The following is a 20,504-nucleotide window of genomic DNA, read 5'->3' on the forward strand; positions in this document are numbered from 1 at the left end:
AATAATTTCATTTTTCAAAGGTTTTCACTCGCTCAGCTTTTTTATTAATATACCGGCACAGATAAATTCCTTCCGGCCGCCAGTAACGTCACATAGCCACCCCCGCCCGTGCCAGTAAAGTAGATAGCCGATGGGGAGGCAGGGGACAGATGCGAAGGTATAAGCGGAAGGGACGGAGAATCCTCACCAGATTCCTAAGCTTGTGGGATGAGAGCCGCTATCGGCGAACATTCCACAGGCTTAGGAATCTGTGTGATAGTCGCAGTCCCGGACGCATCGCAGCAGATGCCCCCTGCCTTCCCAGCGGCGCCCTGCTTCACTAAACCCCCATTTGGGGGCAGGAAATCCTGCCATTTTTCAGATAATATATCTTATCGTAACGGTCCATTAAAGTCTCGTCCATATGATGTGTTATCGTAAGAAGCGTAAGGTTTTCCTGCCTGAGAAGGTCTTCTTCTATCTCGTGGGCGGTCCGGCGGTCTAAGGCGGATGTGCCTTCGTCCATAACCAGCACCGGTGTGGAGCGTATAAGGGCTCTTGCGACGGCGACGCGCTGGCGCTGTCCGCCCGACAGGTTCTGCCCGTTTTCGCCAACTTCGCTATGAAGCCCTTTTTCTAATCCCGGCAGGAACCGTGAGATTCCGCTGGCTTTTACGGCATCGTCAAGCTGCTCTTTGGAAAAGGTCTCCCCGAGGCAGATATTATCATATATATCCGTATCAAACAGGAAGACATTCTGGTGGATTACAGCTGCAATTCTATTCAGCCTTCCCTGAGACAGTTTACCGACTGGTATGCCGTCGTAGCAGATAGACCCGGCAAAATCGTTGTAATACCCTGTTAACAGCTTGATAAGCGTTGTCTTCCCACCTCCGCTTTCTCCTAACAGGGCACACTTCGTCCCGGGAGTGATGGTGAGGCTGATATCCTTCAGAACGTGCTGTCCCGGTACATAGCCAAACGTTACTCCTGTGAAAGTGATGCCTGTTTCAAGAAGTGGTGAATTGCAAGAGGGCTCTTCTTCCGGGGTACCATCTTGTGTATGTGAATAGGCTTCCAGATGCTTGAGTACCGGCCTGATTCCTGTTATCTTCGGGAGGTTCTGCATAAGCAGTACGACAGGGGTGACAAATGTGCCGCTCAGCTGGATAAGTGCCAGGAGTGTTCCTGCCGTTATCCGTCCTTTCATCATGAGGTAAGAGGATACGAATACGATGACGAGTACGCTGACTGCAGACAATATGTCTGAGAAACACTCATTAACCGCCAGAAGCGTATCTGCGGCCAACTTCCGGTCGGCCGTGTCCCGGTTGATGCGGGTGAATTTTTTTAATATGTATGGACGCATCGTATAACCGCGTATTACCTCGAAACCATTGAAGAAGTCCTTGGACTTGGCTGTAAATTCGGCCAGCTTTGCCGAATAAGCCTCCTGCCTCTTTTGAATCTTTTTGCCGAGCAGTGCCGGAACCGTGAACATGAGCACGAGAAAGAGGAAGAGGACGGCCGTGACGAGAGGGCTCAGGTATAGCAGTATTCCGAGCGTAGTGAGAAAGAGGACACCCATCTGTGCACAGAGCAGGAGCGGTATAAGATGGTTTTCTTCCACAAGCTTTACGTCATTGATGAGTGCAGACAAGTAATCCGCCGTATTTTGTGACGAGAATTCTCCGGGGGTCCGTTTCATGACACCGTGGAAGATCTTATCCCGCAGCGTCTTCGTCACATTTTTTATCATGAGCTTCCCGCAGTAGGCCTCCAGGAATCCCATCGTTCCTAGAATGGCGAGGTATATGAGGGTGGCCAGGATGAGTTTCGTGAAGGAATCCATATCGTTTCTGGCGGCGCTGTCAATGACTTTCTGAAGAATCATTGAGATAAAGGCCGAAAGGGCAGCCGATATTCCTCCGAGAAGCAAAGTAAAGACAATCAAGAGACGTCCTCTCTTATCATAAAGTTTCATGCATAATCCTCCTGTATATTTTACATATATCGAATATATTCTATAAATATAAAATATCATATGATTCCATATATGTCAAATAAGTTTGACGAATATAAAAAGGACTGCGTAATTCGCAATCCTTGAAGGTTATCCTTGGGGCGGCCTTTTCTGTCTTGGCTGCCGCTTGGTCTGTCCGCACGTAAGCTTATAAAAGCATCTGCTCCAGACTTGAGATGAACCGGGAGATATTTTCTCTATGCAGGCAGTAGTATACTTTGCCGTCCTTTTTCTCGACCGTCACGAAACCGCAGGCGAGAAGCGTATTCATATGATGAGATACCGTGGATGGAGATAGCCCGAGGTGCTCTGACAGCTTCAGATTGTACATGGGCGATTCTTTCAGGGCACACAGTATATCCAGCTTGCTTTTATCACTGATGGATTTCACCTGCCGGATGACGGCATCCTTTGTCAGACGTCCGGATGCTTCGTCTGCGATAAGCGTTTCAATGGAGAGCCCGAAATAACCACACGTGTAGAGAACCATCTGAATCAGCGGCATTGCGAGAGAAGGATACAGGGCATGCATGTCTGCACAGGTATCTGCAATCTTGAAGAAATCAGGTGCGTGATAAGAAGCCATCCGTTTCAACAATAGACGCAGAGGTCCTTCTACGGCTTCCAGCGCTTTTTCGTATGCGTCTTTATTGCTTTCCACAGCTTTATACAGACTCGTAAGCCAGTAGTCAGCCCTTCTCAGAAGATTCAGCATGTGCCATTTCTCTTCGCTCTCGATATCGGTCCTGTCTATGAAGTCGATAAGCGATGCTTCATCGGGCAGCTGCGGGAGTTCCTTTATATCCGGAAGGCGGGGATGCTCTCCGGTATCTGTGATAAAGTAGGCCAGAAGGCTGCGCAGTTCCAGAAGATTCAGATTCCCGGGATGCTCTATGCAGGAGCGCTTTTCAATCGCGAGCACAAAGATATGCATAAAAGCATCGTCTGAGAAGCTTTCAAATAAAGCATCTTCTTCCGGTCTCTGCACTTTGTGCTTTTGAAAAGTTTCCACATACTTGTCAAAAGTATTCATATGTTCTCTGTAAAAGATCTCGCCGCTGACGCCATAGTCATCCAGCGCAGATATCATCTTTTCTTTCCAGTTGTCCGTGTGGCAGAGGAAAAGGAGAGAAAGTGTCTCAAACAGCGGGTCAAGTTGATTCTTTATTGTAAGCTCCATAAGGCTTCACCATCCGATTTCTAATTGTTATAATAGTCATTTTATATTATACCGCAGACCCACTAGGACAACAAGGGAAAACACGCTGATACCCTCCAATATAACACCAGGCTTCTGTTTTGTGGTAATATTTCAACAGGAGGTGTCTGACAATGAATACTTACAGAACTGCTGAAGTTGCGTCAATCATAGGAATACATCCGAACACGGTCAGGCTGTATGAGGAATTACATCTCATTCCAAGGCCAGAACGTCAGCCAAACGGTTACCGGATTTTTACAGATGTTCATATCGAACAGCTCAGGCTTGCCAGGCTCGCTTTTCAGATAGAGGTGCTGCAGAACGGTCTGCGCAAGAAAATCATTCAGATGATCAAGATATCTGCGACAGGAGACTACGATACGGCGCTTGCGCTATCCCACGAATATATCATACAAGTAAGACAGGAGAGGGCCAATGCGGAAGAGGCGATAGAAATCGCAGAGCAGTTCCTGTCCGGCGGAAAAGAAGTAAACAGCCGCTGCCTGAAAAGAAAGGAAGTATCCGACTACTTACATGTTTCTATGGATACGTTACGGAACTGGGAGATGAACGGTCTGCTGACGGTCAAACGCAGGCAGAACGGGTACCGGGTGTATACGGATAAGGACATCAGCCGTTTGAAGATTATCCGCTCTTTACGGTGCGCGAATTATTCGCTGGAGGCGATCCGGAATATGCTGCAGCAAGCATGTACAAATCCGGATATCGATATAAAAGAAGCTCTGGATACGCCGAAAGAGGACACGGACATCATTACGGTGTGCGACAAGCTGATCACTTCTCTGACTGCCGCGGAAGATAACGCCGCCCAGGTAGTTAGTATGCTTCATAATATGAAAGAACGTTTTTCATAACCCTCCAGTTACCCACCAAAGTTTTTTTCAGTGGTATCCTCTCTGTGTCTATAAAAGAAAAGGAGGAGAAAATATGAATGAAGTAATCAAGGTCGTGCAGCTTACAAAATATTATGACGAGCTTCCCGCGGCAGACAACGTAAACCTGTCCGTGGCACGCGGTATGATCTTCGGCCTGCTCGGGGCCAACGGTGCGGGGAAAAGCACTACGATCGAGTGCATCCTGGGTACAAAGAAGGCAGACAGCGGGAGCATATCCATACTGGGGATGAATCCGGAGGATAACCGTAAAAAATTATTTCAAAAGGTAGGCGTCCAGTTCCAGGATACGAATTATCAGGACAATATTACGGTGGGGGAGCTTTGTGAAGTAACCGCTTCACTATACAGCAGCGCGGCCGACCCGGCAGTCCTGCTGAAACGGTTCGGCATAGCGGACAAGCAAAAGAGCCTTGTCCGCGACTTATCCGGAGGACAGCGGCAGCGCCTGTTTATCGTTCTTGCACTTATACCGGAACCGGAAGTTGTATTTCTGGATGAACTGACAACCGGACTGGACGCGAAAGCACGCAGGGAGGTGTGGAAGATTCTGGATGGATTGAAGAAAAAAGGGATGACTATTTTTCTGACCTCCCATTTCATGGACGAAGTAGAAGCCTTGTGCGATCAGATTTGTATATTAAGGAAGGGGATCATCGTATTTTATGGCACGGTTTCAGAAGCAATCGAAGGCAGTCCTTACGAAAAATTCGAGGATGCTTACCTTTGGTACACAGAAGAGGAGGGACAGGCAGATGAAAACATTTAGGACAATGTTAAAAACAGAGTTGAAATTATCGCTCCGGGGTATGGATATGTTTATATTTGCTATTTGCGTCCCGCTGGCGGTGCTCGTTATCCTTGGAATCATATATGGGGATAAACCAGCCTTTGACGGGGCGGAATATACGTTCATGGAACAGTCCTTCGGCGCACTTGCCACCATCTCCATATGTGCGGGAGGTGTGATGGGGCTGCCGCTTGTCATATCTGATTACCGCAGCAAAGGCATCCTGAGGCGGTATAAAGTGACACCCGTTAGCCCTTCTGTGCTTTTAGCGGTACAGGTGACGATCTATGCGCTGTACGCGGTCGTGTCCCTGCTGCTTTTGTACCTGTGTGCGACCGTAGTCTTTGCCTGCAGGCTGCAAGGTTCGTTCGCGCTTTTTCTGGGCGGATATCTCCTCGTAACCGTGTCTATATTCAGCATTGGCATGATGGTCGGCGGCATAGCTCCGAATACGAAGACGGCGGGGGTAATCGCCAGCATATTATATTTCCCCATGCTCCTGTTTTCCGGGGCGACGCTGCCATACGAAATCATGCCGTCAGCCCTTCGGAAAGTGGCAGACGTCCTGCCGTTGACACAGGGTATAAAGCTGCTGAAAGCAGCAACTTTGGGATTGGCAGCTGATAGTGTACTCGCCCCTGCTGTCGTGATGTCAGGTCTTGCCCTTATTTGTATCTTCATTTCCTTGAGATATTTTAAATGGGAATAGCAGCTTAAGTGTGGATTGTCATTCAATATAGTAGCTGCCATCCTCCTGGCATTGTATCAGGCTTTCATAAAAAGTCCTGGATGCCTGGAGCAGATAACCGGTGTCTCTGGCACCGGCTGTCTCGTATGGAGAATGCATCGCCAGCTGTGCGAGCCCTATATCCACGGTGTTCATAGCCGTCTGTGTGTTGGCGATATTGCCGAGGGTGGAGCCTCCCGCCATATCGGAACGGTTCAGGAAAGTCTGGTACGGTACCTCTGCCTTTTGGCAGACGGACTTAAATATTGCGGCAGACACGGCGTCTGTCGTATATTTCTGGTTGGCGCTGTATTTTATGACGATGCCCTCGTTCATATAAGGCCGGTTCGTCTCGTCGGTCTTGCCCGGCTGGTTCGGGTGTACCGCATGGGCATTGTCCGCCGATACCATGAAGCTGGAGGCCATCATCGTATGATAGGCCTCTTCGCTTTCTCCAAGAGCGATGCATATACGTCTGAGCGTATCCCTGATAAATGTGGAGGCAGCCCCTTGCTTGCTCGTACTTCCGACTTCTTCGTTATCGAGCATGCAGAAGACGGGGACGGATGGAGCCTCTTTGGAGGCCGTAAAGCCTTTCAGAGAGGCGAACGCGCACTGCAGGTCGTCAAGCCTTCCGATGGAGATGAATGCGTTTCCGGCGCCCCAGACGGTTCCTGGCATACGATTGTACAGGAACAGGTCGCTGCCGAGGATGTCGGCTGCCTGGACACCGGCCGTCTCTGCCATAAGCCGCATAAAAGAATCTTTTGATGAAAAGTCGCCGTACAGAGGCAGCAGATCTGTCTGAGGATTATACTTGTAGCCGTCGTTCAGCTCGCGGTTCATGTGGATTGCAAGATTTGGTATGAGAAGAAGGTCCCGGTCCACATTGACCAGGCGGGTAGTAACGCCGCCGCCGTTTCGAACGAGCAGGCGTCCTGCAGCCGACAGAGGACGGTCCAGCCAGGCGCCCATCAGCATGCCGCCGTATTTCTCTACGTTGAGCCGGACATATTTCTGCTCGGATACTATTTCTGGGTTCTCCTTGATTTTGAAGGAGGGAGAGTCGCTGTGGCTGGCTACGATATGGAATCCCCCGCGTATCTCTTCCGGTATCCGGAACGCGATGACAGAGGACAGGTTCCGTGTGACATAGTAGCGCCCGCCTTTTTTCAAATTCCACGTCTGCTGTTCCTCGAGCCTCTTATACCCCAGGGCCGTGAGCATTTCTCCGGCAGTGCGGACGGCATGGTAAGGGCTCGGGCTTTTTTCTATAAATGTAAACAGTTCTTTCGTTATCTGAATATCCATATAAGATCCTCCAATTTATAAATGCTTCTAGGGATACAACCATTTTATAATAAAGGAAGGGTATCGGCAAGGGGAGAAAAAATGGTGGATGTGAAGAAAAAATTGTTGACTTGGAGCGCGCTCCAGGGAGTATGCTTAACGTGCAGCAGAAAAGCAAAGGAGGAAAAATCATGATATATAAAGAGTTTCAGGATTTGAAGCTTTCGGCCCTCGGGCTTGGCACGATGCGCCTTCCGGTCATGGAAGATGCCCCGGATGCACCGATAGATGAAGAACGTGCGGCCGAGATGTTCGCATATGCCATAGACAAGGGAGTGAATTACTTTGACACGGCGTATGGATACCACGATGGACAGTCGGAGACGGTCACAGGAAGGATTCTGTCAAAGTACCCGCGTGACAGCTACTATCTCGCTACGAAGTTTCCTGGATATGATCTGGCAAATATGGATAAGGTGGAGGCGATATTTGAGGAACAGCTTAAGAAATGCGGGGTGGATTACTTTGACTTTTATCTGTTCCACAATGTGTATGAGAAGAATATCGACCCGTATCTCGATGAGAAATACGGCATCATGGACTATCTGTCAAAGCAGAAGGAAGCCGGAAGGATCAGGCATCTCGGCTTTTCCGCTCACGGACGGTACGACACGATGAAGCGTTTCCTTAACGCTTACGGGGACAAGATGGAATTCTGCCAGATACAGCTCAATTATCTGGACTGGAAACTTCAGGACGCTAAATCCAAAGCAGACCTTCTGAATGAATATGATATCCCGATCTGGGTGATGGAACCACTCCGCGGCGGAAAGCTGGCAGAGCTTACACCGGAAAATGCCGAAAGGCTGAACGCACTCCGACCGGATGAACAGGTGCCGGCCTGGGCGTTCCGGTTTCTGCAGTCTGTGCCCGGCGTGACGATGGTCCTTTCCGGCATGTCCAATATGGCACAGCTGGAAGATAATATCGCTACATATGCAGAGGAAAAGCCTCTGCGTGAGGAAGAGTGGAAGGCGTTGATGGAAGTGACGGACAGCATGCTGGATATCCTGCCGTGTACCGCATGCCGCTACTGCACGGCCCACTGCCCGAAGGGGCTGGATATCCCTACGCTATTGTCACTCTACAATGAGACACGTTTTGTGAATGGACTCATTACTCATATGGCAGTGGACGCTATATCGGAGGAAAAGCGCCCTTCCGCCTGCATCGGGTGTAAAAGCTGCGAGGCGGTCTGTCCGCAGCAGCTTGAGATTGCCGGTGCCATGAGCGACTTTGTCAGAAGGCTGAATGAACCCGCAGGATTATAAGTGACAGCCTCAGAGTGAATGGTAACGTAATAAATTGACATCTGTACCGGAACTTTAGTATACTCAGAGTAGCAGCCTTATCAGACCGAGAGAGTCTGGGAAGATATAAAGGAAGAAAAGATATGGAGAATGGTAGAGGGACGGTTATTGTAGTCATAGACGGACAGGGCGGGCGCATGGGCAGCCTGTTCATAGAGCGGTGGAAGAAGCAGGGGAAAGCGCAGGCGGAGATCGTTGCCGTGGGCACGAACAGCGCGGCCACCTCTGCCATGCTGAAGGCAGGGGCGGACAGGGCTGCTACAGGCGAGAACCCGGTTGTGGTGAACGCCAGGAAAGCGGATTACATAGTAGGGCCTATCGGGATACTTGCAGCAGATGCGCTTCTCGGAGAAGTGACGGCAGTGATGGCAGAAGCAGTGGCCAGGAGCGATGCCAGGAAACTGCTGATACCCGTTCATTCGTGTGGGTTCTATGTGGCAGGTGTCGGCGTTCATACGCTCAGCGAACTCGTGGACGATGCCATCAATATGATAGGACAGAGCGTTTAGGATGCGGACACCAAGTGCCCGCTGCGTCCGGCCAGGCCGGACAGCATCTGTGCGGTCAGGGCGCAGGCCCGGTAAGAAGGCGGAACAAAGATGTTACAGTAGAAAGATTCCATAATGGAGAGAAATGCCATGAGGGTATGACGCTTCCCAAGGAAGCTTATATTTGCATGGCATTTTTTAGACTTATGAATAAGGAGGAAACAGACTATGCATATGGCAGATGCATTGATAGCGCCAGCGGCAGCAGGTACGATGTATGCCTGCTCTGCAGCAGCGGCAGGCATTTCAATCAAAAAAGTGAGGCTGGAGGATGACCCGAAAAAAATCCCGGCAATGGGCGTGATGGGGGCATTTGTATTTGCCGCTCAGATGATCAACTTTACAATTCCGGGGACAGGTTCCTCAGGGCATCTGTGCGGAGGTGTTCTTCTGACTGCTATACTTGGGCCCTATGCCGGATTTCTGACTATGATAGGAGTTCTGCTCATCCAGTGTCTGCTGTTTGCCGACGGCGGGCTTCTGGCACTTGGATGCAACATATGGAACATGGCGTTTTACGGCTGCTTCATAGGAGGCTTCCTTATATGGAAGCAGATGATGAAGAATGGAATCAGCCGGGGGAAGATTATCTTCGCTTCTGTGGCAGCGTGTGTCGTGACCCTCCAGCTCGGAGCGTTTTCGGTGACGCTGGAGACGTTGGCGTCCGGCGTTACCGAACTTCCTTTTTCTGTGTTTGCGGCAGCCATGCAGCCGATTCATCTGGCAATCGGGCTTGTGGAAGGGGCGATTACGGCAGCAGTGCTTCTATTTGTGTATGAGGCAAGGCCGGAACTAATCTGGACAGGAGAGAAGGGACTGAGGGCTGGCCGGGAAGGGAGACTCAGCTTCAAGAATACGATGCTTGCGCTGGCGGCTGCCGCAGCAGTTACTGCCGGAGGCATATCGCTGCTCGCTTCTGCATATCCCGACGGTCTGGAATGGTCGATCGAGAGAATAACGGGATCCACGGAATTAACGGCATCCGGACCGGTGCATATACTGGCGGAGAAGATACAGAACGCCACGGCCCTTCTTCCCGATTATATGTTCCGCCATACGGATGCGGCGGCAGGTACATCTGTGTCAGGTATCGTCGGCGGGGCTGCCGTCATATTGCTATGCGTGCTGGCGTGCTATGCGTGCCGGTTCTTCAGGAAGAAAGAGAAGCATGAGTAGGATAAATCAGGCGATACATGACATCCATTATCTGGACGAGATGGCGGAACGGGATACGGGCCTTTGCCGTATTCATCCGCTTGCCAAGGTTATCGTGACTATCTGGTATGTAGCGCTTACCGTGTCCTTTGACAAGTATAACCTGACGGGCCTGGCCGGAATGTGCCTCTACCCGGTGATTCTTATGATTCTAGGAGAATTGCCGGTCCGGCGCGCACTCGTACAGTTGCGCCCTGTGCTTCTTGTCGTATGCCTTGTTGGAATTGCCAATCCGTTCTTTGACCGGAATGTGCTGTTCTTTATAGCCGGGATACCGGTGACGGGCGGAGTCGTCTCCATGCTGACACTCGTGTTCAAGGCTCTGTTGGCCATAACGGCATCTTATCTGCTCATTGCCACCACGTCCATCGGTAATATATGCGCTGCACTTCGCATGCTGCATGTGCCGAAGATACTCGTGACGCTTGTCATGCTCATCTATCGGTACATCATACTGATGCTGAAGGAGGCGCAGAGAGTGACGGAGGCGTATTCCCTGCGGGCGCCGGACGAGAAAGGAATCCGCTATAAAGTATGGGGAACGCTGGCCGGTCAGATGCTCCTGAGGAGCATGGACAGGGCGCAGGCTGTGTACGAGAGTATGTCGCTGAGGGGATTTACAGGGGAATATCGTCTTAAAGGTATGGACAGGGACCGTGGCAAGAGCAGATGGTATGCCGTATTCTGGTGCGCCGCCTTAGCCGGTCTGCGCACATTCCCGTTATTTGAGGCTGTGGGCCGCATGCTTGGAATGTAACAGGAAAGAAGGAAAAGATATGAGAAAGATTGAGATAAATGGGCTGACCTTCCGGTACGGAAGCAGGGACAGAGGACAGACAGAGCCTGTCCTTAAAGATGCCGTGCTGTCTGTCGAAGACGGGGAGTCTGTGGGCATCATAGGCGCTAACGGGGCAGGGAAGTCGACGCTGCTGAAGATACTCGTAGGGCTGCTGCCCGGCTACAGCGGTACGGTACAGGTGTGCGGCATGGATGTGGTAACGCAGAACCTGTCCTCCATACGCAGGAAGGCGGGCTATGTGTTCCAGGATTCGGACAGCCAGCTGTTCATGAACACGGTATACGAGGATGTGGCCTTTGCTCCGAGAAATTATGGGATGAGCGAGGCGGAAGTGGAAGAACGGACGCTTGAAGCACTGAGGCAGACAGGCATCGAGGGGTTGAAGGACCGCCATATCTACCGCCTTTCCGGCGGGCAGAAGAAGCTGGCAGCAATCGCGTCGGTACTTTCTATGGGAGCGGGTCTGCTGCTTATGGATGAGCCCTCGGCCGCACTTGACCCGGGGAACCGGAGAAATCTGATACACGTATTGAACCGTCTGCCCGGGACCAGGCTGACCGCCTCCCACGATCTGGACTTTATCTATGACACGTGTGAGAGGACCGTCCTTCTGTCTGAAGGAGCGGTCATCCGGGACGGTAAGACAGAAGAGATACTAAGAGATGAGGAGCTGCTGGTGGCACACGGGCTGGAACTGCCTCTTTCATTCCGATTTATGAAAGGAGTCTGAACGATGGAGACACATGAGATACTGGAGAAGGTCAGGACAGGTGAGATGTCAGTGGAGGAGGCGGAGGGCTATTTCCGCCGCAAACCGTTTGTAGATATGGGCTATGCAAGGCTTGACACTCACAGGGAGATACGATCCGGATTCCCGGAAGTCGTATTCTGCAGCGGCAAGGCAGACGAACATCTGCTCGATATATATGAAACGCTATATAAAGAAAACGGAGAGGTGTTCGGGACGAGGGCTTCCAAGGCACAATATGCGCTTGTAAGAGAACGCATTCCGAAGATTACGTACGATTCGGTCTCTCATATTCTGAAGGCAGAGAAGAAGGGGAAACAGCGAGAGGGGAAGATTGCAGTCTGCACGGCCGGAACCGCGGATATTCCGGTAGCGGAAGAGGCGGCACAGACGGCCGAATATTTCGGGGCCAGGGTTGAGCGGATCTATGACGTGGGAGTCAGCGGGCTTCACCGCCTGCTTGCCAGCCTGGAGGCGATACAGAGTGCGAACTGTATCGTTGCCGCGGCGGGGATGGAAGGTGCGCTGGCAAGCGTCATAGGGGGGCTTGTAGACAAGCCGGTAATCGCAGTGCCGACTTCTGTCGGTTACGGAGCTAACCTCAAGGGGCTGTCGGCCCTGCTGACGATGATCAATTCCTGTGCAAACGGAATTGCGGTGGTTAATATAGACAATGGCTATGGTGCCGGTTATATGGCGGCACAGATTAACAGACTGGGGGTACGGCACGATGCAGAACAAAACGGGTAAAACATTATATCTGGAATGCTGTTCAGGAATCAGCGGCGACATGACAGTCGCTGCGCTGCTTGACCTCGGGGCGGACAGGGAAGTGCTGGAACAGGTGCTGGAAAGCCTGCCGGTCAGAGGTTTCCGGACGAAGGTCAGCAGGGTAGAAAAAGCGGGGCTTGACGTCTGCGACTTTGACGTCATCCTGGAGGATCCATATGAGAATCATGACCACGACATGAGCTATCTGCACGGCCATGGACATGTACAGGAAGAGGTACACGGGCATGCGTATGGGGAAGGCCACGGACATCTGCACCCGCAGGCGCATGGCCCCGGTGACGGACGCAGCCATGCACATGTTCACCGGGGCCTTGGAGACATTCTGCATATCATCAGACATGCCCATATGACGGACGGTGCAAAGGCGGTGGCGGAAAGGATATTCCGGATTTTGGCAGATGCAGAAGCGAGGGCACACGGTGTACCTGTGGATCAGGTGCATTTTCATGAGGTCGGGGCAGTGGACTCTATCGTCGATATCATATCTGCGGCCGTATGCCTGGATAATCTTGGCGTCCAGGAGTGCATCGTGCCGGTGCTCTATGAAGGATGCGGCACGATCCGCTGCCAGCACGGTGTGCTTCCCGTACCGGTTCCGGCGGTGGCCAATATCGTGGAGGCATACGGACTGAAGCTTTGCCTGACGCAGAGCCAGGGAGAGTTCGTGACCCCGACAGGAGCAGCTATAGCTGCCGCCGTGCGGACATCGGAGCGGCTTCCGGCCTCCTTTACGGTCAGGAAGATCGGGATGGGCGCGGGAAAACGTGAGTATGACCGTCCGGGCATCCTGAGGGCGATGCTGATAGAGGAAGCAGGCGCATCGAAGGAGGCGGACTGTATCTGGAAGCTGGAGACGAACATCGACGACTGTACCGGAGAAGCACTCGGATATGTGATGGAGCGCCTCATGGAAGAAGGGGCCAGGGACGTGAACTATATGCCGGTCTATATGAAGAAGAACCGTCCGGCATATCAGCTCAATATCCTATGCACAGAAGAAGATATCACAAAACTGGAACAGATTGTGTTTGAGGAGACGACGACCATCGGAATACGCAGACAGCGAATGGAGCGCTGCGTGCTTAAAAGAACAGTGGAGACCATTCGGACGAGCATCGGCGATGCCAGGGTCAAGGTGTGCATGATTGGCTCCGGCGTCAGGAAGTATCCGGAGTATGAGAGCGTGGCGGCGCTAAGCAGAGCGTCCGGCAGGTCATACCAGGACGTGTATGCTCTGATTGCGAGGGAGTGTGATGACAGTGGGCAATGAGAAATATAACCGGCTTGAAAAGATGCTGGATGAGTGGGCCGATGAAGATATTATCGTTGCATTTTCCGGCGGTGTGGATTCCGGCCTTCTGTTAAAAGCAGCGTGTAAGGCGGCCGCGGAGCGGGGGACAGCCGTACATGCCGTAACTGTGATGACTAGGCTGCATCCCAGGAGTGACGTTTCAACAGCCAGAGAAGTGGCTCGGGAGACGGGAGCGATTCACCACGTGATAGAAATCGACGAGCTTGACGAGGCGGGAATCAGCGACAATCCGGTTGACAGGTGTTACCGCTGTAAAAAGAGCATCTTTCATAAGATAGGCGTACTTGCGGAGGAGCTGGGGATCCGGCATATCCTGGAGGGTACGAATGAGGATGATCTTCATGAATACCGTCCCGGGCTCAGAGCGCTGAAGGAGCTGGGCATCTTAAGCCCACTGGCACAATGCGGTATGACGAAGCGGGAAGTCAGGGAACTAGCCGCACATTACGGTGTATCCGTGGCAGAACGCCCGTCGAGCCCATGTCTGGCCACAAGGTTCCCTTACGGTACGCATATTACCTACGACCAGATTCAGATGATAGAAGAAGGGGAGGCATTGATCCGGAAGATGGGCTTTTATAATGTACGTCTTCGGCTTCACGGAGATATTGCCAGAATCGAAGTAGATGTAGAAGATATACCTGAGCTTGCAAGGCGGGGGGAAGAAACCGCAGGGCAGCTCAGGAAATTAGGATTCGGCTATGTTACGGTGGATCTTGAGGGTTTCCGCTCGGGCAGCATGGACGAAACGCTGCAGAAACAGAAAGGAGAGCATTATGACGATTAAAGAGGTGAGCGAACGTTACGGCTTATCGGCAGATACGCTGCGTTATTACGAACGAATTGGACTTATCCCGAAGGTGCCCCGCAATAAAAGCGGCGTGAGAGACTACGATGATGCTTCTTGCCAGTGGGTTCAGCTCATTAAGTGCATGCGCAAAGCAGGGGTCCAGATAGAGGCGCTAATCGAATATGTAGCGTTGTTCAGGCAAGGGGATGAAACGATAGATGCCCGCAGAGAGATTCTTGCCGAGCAGAGGAACCGCCTGATCGAGAGGATGGACGATATGCAGGCAGCACTGGAACGACTGAACGGGAAGATTGAGCGGTATGACCAGGGACTGATGAAGGAAGCAGATCTACCCGAAGCATAGTCTGCACCGGACAGCATTCCGGCAGTATTATCATTACCGCGGAACTTTTACCATGCACGACCTATGCCGGGGGCTGAACCGGAGCATTTTCCCGGCTGACAAGTAGGTCCGATTTGAGGATTCCCTTTAATATTTCTTTGGCTTCTGTACGTATCTCTTCCACAGTCTCTTTTTCTGAATGGCATTCATTAATGAATCCCAGGATTCCGTAGCAGAGGAATCCTGCGATTTTCTTTGCTGTGTACTTCAGCCGGAAGTTCAGGATGCGAGCCTCTTTGTCTGTGTGCATTTCTACAGTCTCCAGTACATAGTTGTAGAAGGAGAAAGCGAGGTAAGGGTTCTCTTCAGGGAGGGTATGCCGGAAAAAGTCATAATTGGCGTAGTATAGTTCCAGTATGACGTCCAGCACATTGCAGTATCCTATAACAAGATCTCTTTGGGGATTGTTTTCCTCCTGCCTGCGTATATAGTTACCGGTTCCGACACGGATCATATCCTGGAAGATATCATCTACCAGCGCATACTTGTCATTATAATGGGAGTAGAAGGTAATCCTGCTCGTATCCGCCCTGCGGCACAGCTCGGTGATAGATATCTGCTCGAACGGCATGTCAGCCAGCATATCTATCAAGGTTCCTTTGAGATTTTTCTTTGTCTTGCGTACGCGTCTGTCTTCCATAATCTTTTTACAATTTCTCCAATCTGTATAAATAACTGACAGAAGCAGATATCTGTAAATTGTCCTTCATTCCTCAGTTTGCTATAATCTTAACACATGTAATAATAACGGTCAACGTGTTAGTTAGTCAGAAAGGAGAACATATGCCAGTCGTTGCAGTAATGACAGACAGCAATTGCGGATTGCAGCAGGAAGATGAGGAAAGGTACGGCATATCCATCATTCCGATGCCGGTTGTCATAGACGGGAATACATATTATGAAGGAGTCGATATATCGCAGGAGGAGTTTTATGAGAAGCTGTCCCGGGGCGCGGCTGTTACCTCCTCTCAGCCCTCGCCTGGAGACGTGATGGACAGGTGGGACAGGCTGCTGACAGAATATGATGAGATAGTATATATCCCGATGTCCAGCGGGCTCAGCCATTCTTACGAATGTGCGGCGGCATTTGCCGGAGAATATGACGGACGCGTCCATGTCGTGGATAATCACCGGATATCGATTACCCAGGCACAGGCAGTCTTTGATGCCCGTATACTTGCAGAGCAGGGGAAAAGCGGTGCGGACATCAAGTGCATCCTCGAGAGGGAAGCTCTGGATGCAAGTATTTATATCGCAGTGGACACCCTTGAATATCTGCAGAAAGGCGGGAGGGTGACACCGGCGGGAGCAGCCATAGGCACGGTGCTGAATATCAAACCGGTCCTTACGATACAGGGAGGGAAGCTGGATGCATATGCCAAGACGAGAGGAATGAAATCTGCGTTTAAGACGATGTGCAGGGCACTGAAAGGCGAGGTAGCAGGGCGGTTTCATGACCTGTATGAAGACGGCTGCCTCTGCGCGGGCATCGCAAATACTTATATGGATCGAGAGATTCTGGAGAGCTGGAAAGAGGAGCTTGGCAGGGCATTTCCTGAACTGGAAGTGATGCATATACCACTGACTCTGAGCATCGGCTGCCATATAGGACCAGGGGGGCTCGGAGTCGGAGTCTACAGGAAACACTGTTTAGACCGTTGAATCCAGCCAGAGTTTTCTGTACTGGCTAGGCGGACAATGCATGTATCTGCGGAATATCTTCCCGTAATAGCAGGGGTTCGCGAAACCGGATATACTTGCGGCTCTGGTGATGCTCTCTCCCGTTTTTAACAGGGGGAGGCTCTGCTGTATGCGATAGTACAGCACATATTCAAATAATGTCATATGCATGTGTTTCTTGAAGAAACGGCAGCATTCACTTTTGCAGATGCCGACGCTGCGGGAAATATCTTCGAGCGAGATATTCTCATTATAGTGTCCGTGTATATAAGAAAGGATATCTCTCAGCCGTTCCAGTGCTACGGATGTCTGGAGCCTGTCTGCGGGCACCGTGCTGTAATAGCTGTATATATGCTGCCAGATGGAACAGAGCGCGATGTGGACCTGCAGTTCATAATCAGCCGGCGGCATTTTTGACATGGCATATATGTACTGGATCTGGCTGAGTATTTTCTGCTGCCAGCCTGTCTCTTTGCTGAGCGCAAGGGACGGCCAGTCCTGGCTGGCGGTAATAAAGTCTACGTACTTCGTATGCAGGGAGCTGTTTTCATAACCATAGATGAATCTCGGGCTGAAGGTGATGGAAAGGTATTCGCAGTCCTGCCCGTCCTTCATGTAACCGGAATGAAGCATGTTGCTGTTTGCAAAGAGCCCGTCCCCTTCTGTAAGAATATAGCACGTGTCGTTAACGTGATACTCTATCTGTCCTTTCATAATCCACGTCAGTTCGATTTCAGGGTGCCAGTGCCATAAAAAGGAATTCGAGTCAAACCGATTGATGGCTTCCTCGCTTACATGTACAGGGAATCCGTAGTCGCCGTGTTCTTTTATCTCCATCTGATCGGGTCTGGTCTTTAACTGCATATCTCAATATCCTTATAGTTTTTTCGATAATAGTTGTTGTTTTCTCTATCCTTACTCATTAAAATTATATAATAAAGGCCAGAATATGGCAACGGGCAATTTATGCAGGCAGGTCATACTGATGAGAGAGGATAGGGATGTATATGAAAGAAAGACTGACAGAAAAATTTAGAGAACTGTATGGGGAGGAAGGTGATATCCGGGCGTATTTTGCACCGGGGCGTGTGAACCTCATAGGAGAGCACACGGACTATAATGGAGGACACGTATTTCCGTGTGCGCTTACAATCGGAACCTATGGTATCGCAAGAAAGAGGGAAGACAGGAGGCTTCGGTTTTACTCCTTGAATTTTGACCAGATGGGAGTGGTGGAGACAGGACTAGACGAACTTATCCCGAATGAGGCGGCGGGATGGACGAACTACCCGAAAGGAGTCATGTGGGCATTTGAAAAGCGGGGCTATAAGCTGACACACGGACTTGACATACTCATCTACGGGGATATCCCGAATGGCTCAGGCCTTTCTTCTTCTGCATCTCTGGAGGTGCTTACGGGCCTGATGCTGAAAGATATCTATGGGTTAGATGTGTCTATGACCGAGGTGGCGCTCATAGGACAGTATTCGGAAAATAATTTTAACGGCTGCAACTGCGGTATCATGGATCAGTTTGCAAGTGCCATGGGGAAAAAGGATAATGCCGTATTCCTGGATACGGAGACGCTCGAATATGAATATGCGCCGGTCATGCTGCCGGACGCGCGAATTGTCATCACGAACAGCAAGGTAAAGCACAGTCTCGTAGATTCTGCCTATAATGACAGAAGGAGAGAGAGCGAAGAAGCCCTCATGGAACTTCGCAGAGTCGTTGACATCAAAACGCTCGGGGATCTTACAGAACAGGAATTTGAAGCACATAAGTCCGCGATAGGAAATGAAGTCTGCAGGAGACGGGCAAAGCATGCCGTATATGAAAACCGCAGGACGATACGGGCGGTGGAGGCCCTTAAGCACAATGACATAGATTTGTTCGGCCGCCTTATGAACGCGTCACATATATCGCTGCGGGATGACTATGAGGTGTCCTGTGAGGAGATTGACCTCCTCGTGGAGCTGGCCTGGGAACTGCTGGGCGTCATAGGCTCACGCATCACCGGTGGCGGCTTCGGCGGCTGTACGGTCAGCATTGTAAGACAGGATGCGGTGGACACGTTTATCCAGACGCTCGGAAAGGCATATAAAGAAAAAGCAGGACACGAGGCTGAATTCTATGTGGTAGACATTGGCGACGGAGCACACCGTTTATAGCCCGCGTAGGAGGAAGAAGCTGTATATATCAGAAAAGGAGACGGAAAGATGTTATATGAAAATATCAAGAAGCTCGTGGAATATGGAGTTGAGACAGGGCTGACACCTGAGTGCGAGCGCAGCTATACGACGAATCTGCTGCTGGACTTGTTCCATGAAGTAAATTATGAGGACACAGAATGCAGCCTGGCGGATATTGATCTTGAAGCTGTGCTGAAGGAACTTCTCGATGAGGCGTGTGCCCGGGGTATCATTGAGAACAGTATCACGTACCGTGACCTGTTTGACACGAAACTGATGAACTGCCTGCTCCCGCGGCCTGCGCAGGTCCAGGAGACATTCTGGAAGAAGTATGCCAATTGTCCGCGGGAAGCTACGGACTATTTCTACAGGCTCAGCCAGGACAGCGACTATATCCGCACGTACAGGGTCAAAAAGGATATGAAGTGGAAAGTGGATTCCCCATACGGCGAGATGGATATAACGATAAACCTGTCCAAGCCGGAAAAAGACCCGAAGGCCATCGCAGCCGCGAGAAATGCCGGAGCGTCCGGCTATCCGAAGTGCCTGCTCTGTATGGAGAACGAAGGATATGCGGGCCGCCCGGACCATCCGGCAAGGGAGAACCACAGAATCATACCGATTACGGTCAATGGCGGCAGATGGGGATTCCAGTATTCACCGTATGTCTATTACAATGAACACTGTATCGTGCTGAACGGCGAGCATACGCCGATGAAGATAGAAAAGAATACTTTCGTGAAGCTGTTTGATTTTGTGAAGCTGTTTCCTCATTACTTTCTCGGCTCCAATGCAGACCTTCCGATCGTAGGAGGCTCTATCTTGAGCCATGACCATTTCCAGGGAGGAAATTATACGTTTGCGATGGCGAAGGCTCCGGTGGAGATACCGGTCACGATTCCGGGCTATGAGGACGTGGAGGCCGGTATCGTCAAGTGGCCGCTGTCCGTACTGCGTGTCAGAAGCAGAGATGAAACGCGCCTCATCGAGCTTGCAGACCATGTACTGAAGGTTTGGAGGGCGTACACCGACGAAGAGGCATGCATCTTTGCAGAGACAGACGGAGAGCCGCACAATACGGTTACACCGATAGCAAGAAAGACAGGGGAGGCGTTTGAACTTGACCTGGCGCTGCGCAATAACATGACGACGGAAGAACATCCCCTGGGCGTATACCACCCTCATGCACAATATCACAATATTAAGAAAGAAAATATCGGACTTATCGAGGTGATGGGTCTTGCCGTCCTTCCTTCCAGGCTAAAAGACGAGATGGAGCTTCTGGCTGAATACATCACAGAAGGCAGGGACATCTCTCGCAGCGAAAAGATAGCCAAACATGCGGCCTGGGCGGCATCCTTTAAAGGCAGGTACCAGATTACGAAAGAGAATGTGATGGATGTTTTAAAAGAAGAAGTTGGGATAACCTTCACTAAGGTATTGGAAGATGCAGGAGTATATAAATGTACGGAAGAAGGGAGAAAAGCCTTCCTCAGATTTATCCAGGCTTTATAAATGGGGGGTTAGGTAAAGTGGGCGGCGTGCGGGGAGCCGGGTGGCAGATGCTTCGATGCGTCCGAGGCTCCGACTATTTCACGTATCCCTAACCCTGCGGAATGCGCGCCGATAGCGGCTTGCATCCCGCAGGATAAGGGCTACGGAAAGGATTCTCCGCCTCTCCCGCTTATACCTGCGCATCTCCCACCCGGNTCCCCGCCGCTATCTACTTCA

General features: G+C 51.0%; 20 protein-coding genes. 15 read left to right on the forward strand and 5 right to left on the reverse strand.

Going from position 1 to position 20,504, the window contains the following annotated elements; all coding sequences use genetic code 11:
- Positions 1-319: 319 nt before the first annotated feature.
- Together HMPREF0980_RS11010 and HMPREF0980_RS11015 are read right to left on the reverse strand one after the other, a co-directional pair.
- The gene (locus HMPREF0980_RS11010; protein WP_049729086.1) at positions 320-1,963 is read right to left on the reverse strand and encodes an ABC transporter ATP-binding protein; all 1,644 of its coding nucleotides are present in this window, start codon (positions 1,961-1,963) and stop codon (positions 320-322) included.
- A 187-nt stretch (positions 1,964-2,150) separates the two neighbouring features.
- A complete protein-coding gene (locus HMPREF0980_RS11015) occupies positions 2,151-3,182 on the reverse strand; it encodes an ArsR/SmtB family transcription factor (RefSeq protein ID WP_049729087.1) in 1,032 nt (343 codons plus the stop codon).
- Positions 3,183-3,334: 152 nt separating this feature from the next.
- Here HMPREF0980_RS11015 and HMPREF0980_RS11020 point away from each other — a divergent pair, with 152 nt between their 5' ends.
- The 3 genes from HMPREF0980_RS11020 to HMPREF0980_RS11030 all read left to right on the forward strand — a co-directional run bounded on the left by HMPREF0980_RS11020 (position 3,335) and on the right by HMPREF0980_RS11030 (position 5,616).
- Positions 3,335-4,078 (forward strand): MerR family transcriptional regulator, encoded by a 744-nt coding sequence (locus tag HMPREF0980_RS11020; protein ID WP_049729088.1) that lies wholly within the window; start codon positions 3,335-3,337, stop codon positions 4,076-4,078.
- 73 nt (positions 4,079-4,151) lie between these two features.
- Positions 4,152-4,886 carry an ABC transporter ATP-binding protein gene (locus HMPREF0980_RS11025; RefSeq protein ID WP_049729089.1) on the forward strand — a complete coding sequence of 245 codons (735 nt, stop codon included), beginning with the start codon at positions 4,152-4,154 and terminating at the stop codon, positions 4,884-4,886.
- Positions 4,873-5,616: an ABC transporter permease gene (locus HMPREF0980_RS11030; RefSeq protein WP_049729090.1), complete on the forward strand. Its 744-nt coding sequence runs from the start codon at positions 4,873-4,875 to the stop codon at positions 5,614-5,616. The genes HMPREF0980_RS11025 and HMPREF0980_RS11030 overlap by 14 nt, the downstream gene beginning before the upstream one ends.
- 18 nt (positions 5,617-5,634) lie before the next feature.
- On the opposite strand, the gene HMPREF0980_RS11035 is transcribed toward HMPREF0980_RS11030, so the two are convergent.
- On the reverse strand, positions 5,635-6,945 hold the full coding sequence (locus tag HMPREF0980_RS11035; RefSeq protein ID WP_049729091.1) for a M18 family aminopeptidase: 1,311 nt from the start codon (positions 6,943-6,945) through the stop codon (positions 5,635-5,637).
- A 170-nt stretch (positions 6,946-7,115) separates the two neighbouring features.
- On the opposite strand from HMPREF0980_RS11035, the gene HMPREF0980_RS11040 reads away from it, so the two are divergent.
- The 9 genes from HMPREF0980_RS11040 (at position 7,116) to HMPREF0980_RS11080 (ending at position 14,862) form a co-directional block, all read left to right on the forward strand.
- On the forward strand, positions 7,116-8,255 hold the full coding sequence (locus HMPREF0980_RS11040) for an aldo/keto reductase (protein WP_049729092.1): 1,140 nt from the start codon (positions 7,116-7,118) through the stop codon (positions 8,253-8,255).
- Between the two features lie 122 nt (positions 8,256-8,377).
- On the forward strand, positions 8,378-8,803 hold the full coding sequence (locus tag HMPREF0980_RS11045; RefSeq protein ID WP_049729093.1) for a DUF3842 family protein: 426 nt from the start codon (positions 8,378-8,380) through the stop codon (positions 8,801-8,803).
- A gap of 207 nt (positions 8,804-9,010) precedes the next feature.
- The gene (locus HMPREF0980_RS11050) at positions 9,011-10,018 is read left to right on the forward strand and encodes an energy-coupling factor ABC transporter permease (RefSeq protein ID WP_049729094.1); all 1,008 of its coding nucleotides are present in this window, start codon (positions 9,011-9,013) and stop codon (positions 10,016-10,018) included.
- Positions 10,011-10,814: a cobalt ECF transporter T component CbiQ gene (gene cbiQ / locus HMPREF0980_RS11055; protein WP_049729095.1), complete on the forward strand. Its 804-nt coding sequence runs from the start codon at positions 10,011-10,013 to the stop codon at positions 10,812-10,814. Before HMPREF0980_RS11050 ends, cbiQ begins: the two co-directional genes overlap by 8 nt.
- Positions 10,815-10,833: 19 nt before the next feature.
- On the forward strand, positions 10,834-11,586 hold the full coding sequence (locus HMPREF0980_RS11060; protein ID WP_049729096.1) for an energy-coupling factor ABC transporter ATP-binding protein: 753 nt from the start codon (positions 10,834-10,836) through the stop codon (positions 11,584-11,586).
- A gap of 3 nt (positions 11,587-11,589) precedes the next feature.
- Positions 11,590-12,354, forward strand: a complete 765-nt coding sequence (larB, locus tag HMPREF0980_RS11065) for a nickel pincer cofactor biosynthesis protein LarB (protein ID WP_049729097.1) — start codon at positions 11,590-11,592, stop codon at positions 12,352-12,354.
- Positions 12,335-13,666, forward strand: coding sequence for a nickel pincer cofactor biosynthesis protein LarC (larC, locus tag HMPREF0980_RS11070; RefSeq protein ID WP_049729098.1), 1,332 nt, complete (start codon positions 12,335-12,337; stop codon positions 13,664-13,666). The genes larB and larC overlap by 20 nt, the downstream gene beginning before the upstream one ends.
- Positions 13,650-14,495, forward strand: a complete 846-nt coding sequence (gene larE / locus HMPREF0980_RS11075; protein ID WP_049729099.1) for an ATP-dependent sacrificial sulfur transferase LarE — start codon at positions 13,650-13,652, stop codon at positions 14,493-14,495. The genes larC and larE overlap by 17 nt, the downstream gene beginning before the upstream one ends.
- Complete coding sequence (locus HMPREF0980_RS11080; RefSeq protein ID WP_049729100.1) at positions 14,485-14,862, forward strand: MerR family transcriptional regulator; 378 nt, start codon at positions 14,485-14,487, stop codon at positions 14,860-14,862. Before larE ends, HMPREF0980_RS11080 begins: the two co-directional genes overlap by 11 nt.
- 61 nt (positions 14,863-14,923) lie before the next feature.
- On the opposite strand, the gene HMPREF0980_RS11085 is transcribed toward HMPREF0980_RS11080, so the two are convergent.
- Positions 14,924-15,541, reverse strand: coding sequence for a TetR/AcrR family transcriptional regulator (locus HMPREF0980_RS11085; RefSeq protein WP_049729101.1), 618 nt, complete (start codon positions 15,539-15,541; stop codon positions 14,924-14,926).
- A 143-nt stretch (positions 15,542-15,684) separates the two neighbouring features.
- Here HMPREF0980_RS11085 and HMPREF0980_RS11090 point away from each other — a divergent pair, with 143 nt between their 5' ends.
- Positions 15,685-16,563, forward strand: a complete 879-nt coding sequence (locus HMPREF0980_RS11090) for a DegV family protein (protein ID WP_049729102.1) — start codon at positions 15,685-15,687, stop codon at positions 16,561-16,563.
- On the opposite strand, the gene HMPREF0980_RS11095 is transcribed toward HMPREF0980_RS11090, so the two are convergent.
- Positions 16,552-17,445 carry an AraC family transcriptional regulator gene (locus HMPREF0980_RS11095; protein WP_049729103.1) on the reverse strand — a complete coding sequence of 298 codons (894 nt, stop codon included), beginning with the start codon at positions 17,443-17,445 and terminating at the stop codon, positions 16,552-16,554. The genes HMPREF0980_RS11090 and HMPREF0980_RS11095 overlap by 12 nt on opposite strands.
- Before the next feature lie 143 nt (positions 17,446-17,588).
- Here HMPREF0980_RS11095 and HMPREF0980_RS11100 point away from each other — a divergent pair, with 143 nt between their 5' ends.
- On the forward strand, positions 17,589-18,752 hold the full coding sequence (locus tag HMPREF0980_RS11100) for a galactokinase (protein WP_049729206.1): 1,164 nt from the start codon (positions 17,589-17,591) through the stop codon (positions 18,750-18,752).
- A gap of 48 nt (positions 18,753-18,800) precedes the next feature.
- The gene (gene galT / locus HMPREF0980_RS11105) at positions 18,801-20,288 is read left to right on the forward strand and encodes a UDP-glucose--hexose-1-phosphate uridylyltransferase (protein WP_049729104.1); all 1,488 of its coding nucleotides are present in this window, start codon (positions 18,801-18,803) and stop codon (positions 20,286-20,288) included.
- Positions 20,289-20,504 lie beyond the last annotated feature (216 nt).

It is taken from the genome of Dorea sp. D27 (genome assembly GCF_001185345.1).
Taxonomy (GTDB): domain Bacteria; phylum Bacillota; class Clostridia; order Lachnospirales; family Lachnospiraceae; genus Extibacter.